This is a genomic window from Pseudomonas sp. P110(2024), from assembly GCF_057480795.1.
Window position 1 is genome coordinate 621,565 of the sequence record NZ_JBLIYT010000001.1, and the last position, 6,185, is coordinate 627,749.

General features: G+C 57.7%; 9 protein-coding genes and 1 pseudogene. 5 read left to right on the forward strand and 5 right to left on the reverse strand.

Annotation, left to right across the window (positions count from 1 at the left end; all coding sequences use genetic code 11):
• Positions 1-4 precede the first annotated feature (4 nt).
• The 5 genes from AC25ND_RS02925 to AC25ND_RS02945 all read left to right on the forward strand — a co-directional run bounded on the left by AC25ND_RS02925 (position 5) and on the right by AC25ND_RS02945 (position 3,976).
• On the forward strand, positions 5-1,081 hold the full coding sequence (locus AC25ND_RS02925) for an acyl-CoA dehydrogenase family protein (protein WP_028692821.1): 1,077 nt from the start codon (positions 5-7) through the stop codon (positions 1,079-1,081).
• An 11-nt stretch (positions 1,082-1,092) separates the two neighbouring features.
• The gene (locus AC25ND_RS02930; RefSeq protein ID WP_028692820.1) at positions 1,093-1,530 is read left to right on the forward strand and encodes a PaaI family thioesterase; all 438 of its coding nucleotides are present in this window, start codon (positions 1,093-1,095) and stop codon (positions 1,528-1,530) included.
• Positions 1,531-1,736: 206 nt separating this feature from the next.
• Entirely contained in the window at positions 1,737-2,384 is a 648-nt protein-coding gene (locus tag AC25ND_RS02935; RefSeq protein WP_051555769.1) for an FMN-dependent NADH-azoreductase, read from the forward strand.
• A 1-nt stretch (position 2,385) separates the two neighbouring features.
• Complete coding sequence (locus AC25ND_RS02940) at positions 2,386-3,246, forward strand: glutathione S-transferase C-terminal domain-containing protein (protein ID WP_051555768.1); 861 nt, start codon at positions 2,386-2,388, stop codon at positions 3,244-3,246.
• A gap of 346 nt (positions 3,247-3,592) precedes the next feature.
• Positions 3,593-3,976, forward strand: a complete 384-nt coding sequence (locus AC25ND_RS02945; RefSeq protein WP_028692819.1) for a hypothetical protein — start codon at positions 3,593-3,595, stop codon at positions 3,974-3,976.
• A gap of 166 nt (positions 3,977-4,142) precedes the next feature.
• On the opposite strand, the gene AC25ND_RS02950 is transcribed toward AC25ND_RS02945, so the two are convergent.
• From AC25ND_RS02950 to AC25ND_RS02970, 5 genes and pseudogenes are all read right to left on the reverse strand, one after another.
• The gene (locus AC25ND_RS02950) at positions 4,143-4,613 is read right to left on the reverse strand and encodes a hypothetical protein (RefSeq protein WP_486976091.1); all 471 of its coding nucleotides are present in this window, start codon (positions 4,611-4,613) and stop codon (positions 4,143-4,145) included.
• Between the two features lie 76 nt (positions 4,614-4,689).
• A complete protein-coding gene (locus AC25ND_RS02955; RefSeq protein WP_486976092.1) occupies positions 4,690-4,977 on the reverse strand; it encodes a hypothetical protein in 288 nt (95 codons plus the stop codon).
• Positions 4,978-5,059: 82 nt separating this feature from the next.
• Positions 5,060-5,308, reverse strand: coding sequence for a hypothetical protein (locus AC25ND_RS02960; RefSeq protein WP_486976093.1), 249 nt, complete (start codon positions 5,306-5,308; stop codon positions 5,060-5,062).
• Positions 5,309-5,798: 490 nt separating this feature from the next.
• Positions 5,799-6,083: a DUF3969 family protein gene (locus AC25ND_RS02965; protein ID WP_082750426.1), complete on the reverse strand. Its 285-nt coding sequence runs from the start codon at positions 6,081-6,083 to the stop codon at positions 5,799-5,801.
• Positions 6,084-6,085: 2 nt separating this feature from the next.
• Positions 6,086-6,185, reverse strand: a pseudogene (locus tag AC25ND_RS02970) (IS5/IS1182 family transposase); the annotation flags it as partial.

A 6,185-nucleotide genomic window follows, 5' to 3' on the forward strand; every position in this document is an offset into this window, starting at 1 on the left:
CGCCATGAGTGAAGCATACCGCCAGCGCCTGCAGGCCTTCGTCAGCGAGCGCATCACGCCGAACGTGGCGGCCTGGGAGCAGCTCGGCGCCTACCCGGCCACGCTCAACCGCGAGGCCGGCGCCGCCGGCCTGCTCGGCCTGGGCCACGACCACCGCCAGTTGCCGGACGACCCGCGGGCCGTGGCGGTGCTGATCGAGGAGCTGACCCGCAGCGGCGCCCAGGGCATCACCATGGGCCTGGGCTCGCACTTCGTCAGCCTCAAGGCAGTGCAGGCCACCGGCCACCCGATCGTCCACGACCTGGTGCCGGCGGTGCTCGACGGCCGCCAGAGCATCGCCCTGGCGATCACCGAGCGCCAGGCCGGCTCCGACCTGCGCGCCCTGGAGTGCCGGGCCACGCGCCAGGCCGATGGCTACCGGCTGAACGGGCACAAGGCGTTCATCTGCAACGCCACCCGTGCCGACTGGCTGCTGATGGTCGGCCACTGCGAGGACGGCCTGGCGCTGTTCCTGGTCGAAGGCTCCGCCGCCGGCATCCGCCACACCCCGCGCCAGGCCCTGGGCTGGCGCTGCCTGCCGCTGGCCGACCTGGAGCTTGTCGACGTGCCAGCGCTGCGCCTGACCGGCAAGGGCGGCGTCGGCCGCCTGCTGCAGGCCAGCCTGCAGCAGGAGCGGCTGAACCTGGCGGTAATGGCCATCACCAGCGCCGACATGGCCCTGCAGGCCGCCATCGACTGGTGCAAGAGCCGCCAGGTCGGCGGCAAGCCGCTGTTCGACAAGTCGGTGATCCGCCAGCGCCTGGCCGAGCACTACGCGCAGCTGACGGTCAGCCGCCAGTTCGTCGACACCTGCGTGGCCCGCCAGGCCGAAGGCACCCTGGACGCGCACCAGGTGGCCATCGCCAAGAACAGCGCCGTGCAGACCCTGGAAACCCTGGCCCGCGACGCCGTGCAGTTGCATGGCGCCCACGGCTGCGTCGAGCCCTCGCTGGTCGAACGCATCCACCGCGACGCCCGCCTGCTGGCCATCGGCGGCGGCACCCACGAAATCATGCTGGAAATCATTGCCCGGCACCTGTGAAGGATCACACCATGAGCACCATCAGCGACCACGCCGCCGCGCACTCGCGCGCGCTGCTCGAACACGCCTACCAGCGCTACTGCGGGCTGGAAATGCTGGAACAGTCCCCCGGCCAGTGCACCTGCCGGCTGACCGTCACCGATGCCATCGACAACCTGAGCCAGACCCTGCACGGCGGGGTGATCTACTCGATGCTCGACGTCACCAGCATGCTCGCCACCCTGCCCCTGCTGGGGCCGGACGAGTACGCCCTGACCAACAGTTTCAACACCCTGCTGCTGTCGGCCACGCCGCGCGACACCGAGGTGTTGTTCCACGCCAAGGTGATCCGCGACGGTCGCAACCTGATGTTCACCCAGGCCGAGGCCTGGCGGGTCAACGCCGACGGCAGCCAGACACGCATCGCCAGCGCGCAGCTGAGCAAGTTCAGGCTCAAGCGCGAGTGGTAATGGCGTAATCACCCATCACGTTCATCGCGGGGCAAGCCCGCTCCCACGCGAATTGTGGGAGCAGGCTTGCCCCGCGCTCGTTCCAGCCCAGAGCCCCTGGCGATACATGACAACCTTAAGGGTAATACCCTGATTATCTGCGCTTTTCACTCCCGCCCGATTGCTCAAGACTGGCTATCACACACATCACAGAAAGGATTCGCGCAATGAATCACAAGGTCCTGGTCATCCGCTCCTCGATCAAGTCCGATGGCGGCTTCTCCGGCCAACTGGTGGACAACTTCCTCAAGCAGCTCAAAGAGGTCAACCCCGAAGCGTCGGTGGCGGTACGCGACCTGCACGCCCAGCCTATCCCGCACCTCAATGCGGTGACCATGGACGCCCTGTTCGGCGGTGACGCCAGCAGCATCGAGGCAGCCGCGGCGCTGAAGCTGTCCAACGAACTGATCGAAGAGATCCAGGAAGCCGACCGCGTGGTGATCGGCCTGCCACGCTACAACTTCGGCGCACCGTCGATCCTGCACACCTGGGTCGACTACATCGTGCGCGGCGGCGTCACCTTCACCTACGTCGACGGCGCCCCGGTCGGGCTGCTCGACGACAAGCCGGTGCACGTGCTCAACGCCAGCGGTGGCATCTACAGCCAGGGCACCGACACCCTGGCTGGCTGGCTGTCACAGACCCTGGGCTTCGTCGGCCTGAACAGCGTCGAGTTCATCTACGCCGAAGGCCTGGGCATGGGCGAAGAGAGCCTGGCCGCAGGCCTGGCCGCCGCCAACCTGAAGATCCAGCACAGCATCGCCGCCCTCGGCGAACGCCCATGCCCAAGCCTGGCCACCGCCGTAGGAAGGTAAGATGACCCGCAGCCAAGACAACCCGTCGGTCCAGGAGCTGTTCCTCAGCGAACTGGTGGCCGAACCCAACCGCTACCACCTGTACATTTCCCACGCCTGCCCGTTCTCGCACCGGGTGCACCTGGTGCAGAGCCTGCTGGGCCTGGAAGACGCGCTGGACGTCACCTCGGTGGCGGCGCGCCGCCACGACCAGGGCTGGGAGTTCGACGAGCACGACCAGGACCCGCTGCACAAAGACGTGACCCTGCTGTCGAGCCTGTACGAGCGTTCGCGCCCGGGCTTCACCGGCAACCAGTCGGTGCCGGTGCTGTGGGACCGCCAGCAGAACCGTATCGTGCACAACGATTCGGCGGAGCTGGCGCTGCAGATGGCCACCCGCCTGCTGCCCCTGGCCAAGACCCCGATCGACCTGGTGCCCGACCGCTCCAGCTGCGACATCGTCGAGCTCAACCAGTGGCTGCACACCAACATCAACCGCATGGTCTACCACATGGGCTTCGCCCCGGACCAGGAGAGCTACGACCAGGCCTTCCAGCAGTTCTTCGCGGCCATGGACACCCTCGAGCACCGGCTGCGCAAGCAGCCGTATCTGGTGGGCGGCAAGCTGAGCCTGTCGGACCTGTTCCTGCTGCCCACGCTGATCCGCTATGAGGCGGTGTACTACGTGCACTTCAAGACCAACCACAAGACCCTGGCCGAGTACCCGGCGCTGTACCAGTACCTGGTGCGCCTGACGCAGATCCCGGCGATCTACCGCACCATCGACATGGCGCATATCAAGCTGCATTACTACTACTCGCACAACCACATCAACCCGACCCGGATCGTGCCCCAGGGGCCGGCGTTGAGCTGGTTGAACTGAGCTGTTGGCGTTTGCGGAGCAGGACCGCTTTGCGGTCCTTTCGCGGCAAAAGGCCGCTCCTACAGGAGGCCGCATCCCCCTGTACGAGCGGCCTTTTGCCGCGAAAGGGCTACAAGGCAGCCCCGGCGGCTTGAACTCGAGAGCAAACTTCAAGCATCTTGAACGCGTAGCTTACAGATGAGTGCGATTAAGCATTGTACGAAAAGTAGTATGGTGTTTTCAGGCCACTTCAAGATCCACCAATCCTCCAGTAGACTGCGCACTTTGGCCGGATTAACCCGCCACGCCATGAGATCTGGAAGTTATGGAAAAAAGTGCACCTCAGGTACGGAACGCCCCACGTCCGATGCTAGTCACGGTTGCGGTAATCTACTGCCTGCTCATCACCAGCAAAATTGCCTATTGGCTAGTCGGTGAAGGATGGGAAATGGCAAGGGTGGGTGATTTCGCAATGATTATGCTGGCGCCTCCAGCACTGTCATGCATTCTACTCGTCACAAGCAGCGTGTTGTTGTACAGGCGCAGCGCGAAGTCCGTATGGTTCCTGCTTGGGGCACTGCTCTTTGGCCTGACGCTGATCCCGCTCATGTTCCCAGAAATTTTCCGCCTTCCGGCGAGCCTTTACCCGCAGGCTTTTTGGTACGTACTCCCGGGCACCCTGCAAGCAATGCTGCTGGTTGCTGTCTGGATCTACAGCTTGCGGATGCGCCAGAACGGCTACCTTAAATAAAATTGCCACGTTCAAAGCCCTGCCTTGTGCGGGGCTTTATCCATCTGGTGCCGCAAGTTGCAATCCAGCCCAGCTAGACTCTAGTGATACAGGGCAGAAAACTAGAACTCGACTATACGATAATTAAATATCCATACCGGAATAGCAGCTGCTAACACTTGACCATCTAAACTCCACATATCCTGAAATCCCTCAGCAAAAAAAGGGCATCTTTTTGAGCACGACACCGAACCCTCTTGAGACTCGAATAGTAGTACGCCATTAAGCTCACCGCATTCGGATACCTACATTTCGCAGCCATCAACTCCTTTACAACCACAGCCGTCTTCATTCGATGTACGAACAACCGCACCACGAACTGCTTTATTTTATTACTTCCACCATCTGCAAGCAGGCTTCTAATCAACTGCACTTGATAATAAACTGGCAAGTGGACTCGAGCTGCAACATCTGCGCCCAGACGAACATTAAAACTGGCCAATGCCTGTACAACCTCCATTCTTTTACTACCTGATAACGGTCGTATTTCTTGGCAGAGGGCATTCTCAGAACGACTATTCCTATTAACAGAAAGATCAGAAATCAGCTTTTCAATTCTGCCAACCGCTGGTTGCTCTCGCAGCTTTTGTTCACTCATTTTTTAACACCCTACAAAAGTTTAGCCACTGACGAAGAAAAAAGAGACAGGTTGGCCTGCTGCTTCTCCTTTTACATCAGACATTCTGCGTGAAGATCTCTATAATACTTTCAAAAGCCTGACGTACAGACCCTTGCTCTTCTGGCGAAAACAAAACATTCATAGCTTGCTCTTCAAGGACACAGTCATATATATCAATCCCGATCCAACCCTTGGACCAAAATTCTACAGCCCCAAGCTTACCAAAGCCTTCCAACTCTATCCGCTCAAGATCACCAAAATCCCCGCCAGAGCATGACGAATACTCCAGAGAGCACCCATCTAAAAACGGGCTTATACATTCATTGAACCATGAAATTGTCATTATATCTCTCACTTGCGGATAAAAGGCAAAAGGAGTAAAACAGATCTATCCGCCCATTCACAGCAAGTCAGCACAATAGCTTTCACTCCACACAATCAACCGAGAATGACGAAAAGTAGAAGAACAGCTTCCCATCCTCATGATCGCAAAACTGATAACGTATCCTATCAAGACCAGAATCCAGCTTCTTCACGCTCATATGCATCAATTGAGTCAATCCACCGCCAAACTCTCGGGAGGCAAGTTGGCTTATATCAATAAAGCTGATACATACAACATCAGCCCCTGCTTTTTCAGACGCCGAAATGGATAGAGACAAATCATAGGCCATGCCATTCTCATCCAATTGAATACTCATTAAATGCAAGCAATTGTTAGCAACAAGCAATTCGTTCAACTCCGAAACACTAGTCATTGTGCACCCTCACAAAACGAAAAAACTTGATAGATGACCAAAAAAGCAAAAAGGAAGCCAAAAGGGACCAAGCCAAAAGGGGACAGATTTATTTTCCCTACTCTAATCTCGTCCTACCTACATGAAAGCTAGACCCCTTAGCCACCAGGAGTCGGAATTAGAGTAGGAAAATAAATCTGTCCCCTTTTCCGCTCTGGACTGACGACATCTTCAATATATGAAAATAGGTCGACAGACGCAGGTTCCTGCCAGCCGGCTCGCCAAGCGGAAAACCTTTTAAGCCCTGTCAATCCTGCAAAGGTTTTGATTATTTTCATATTCGTGCGTCAAGGTGCAAAAGTGCAGTATAAATCGGGAACAGACCCACATCCACTCCCTTTCTTCGATGCTGCCAGCGACATATAAGCTACCTATATTTCGCATGGTCCGAATAGGCATCTAGCGGTGCCGTGACGGTTAAATACTCCGAAAAAGCATCAATAAGCCGTACAACCTCACTATCAAACCTGTCTGGCAAGAGAGCAAGTATATCTTCCAACTCACAACAATCCACAACAAGATCGCAGACAACAGAAGAAATTCCCTTCCTTCTAAAAACACTTGCCACACCTGGCGAGAACAACAGGCGCTCTGCTTCATCCAGTTCGATGACACCCGCCCTGACTGATGAAAGCAATCCAATCGCAGCCATCGCTAGGCAGTGTACGAAAAGTAATGTCGTAAACACCGCCGCCAGCAAGCCAGCGTGAGCATCGCAGCGAAGCTTTCCGCTAGCTTGCAATAGCGTGTACCC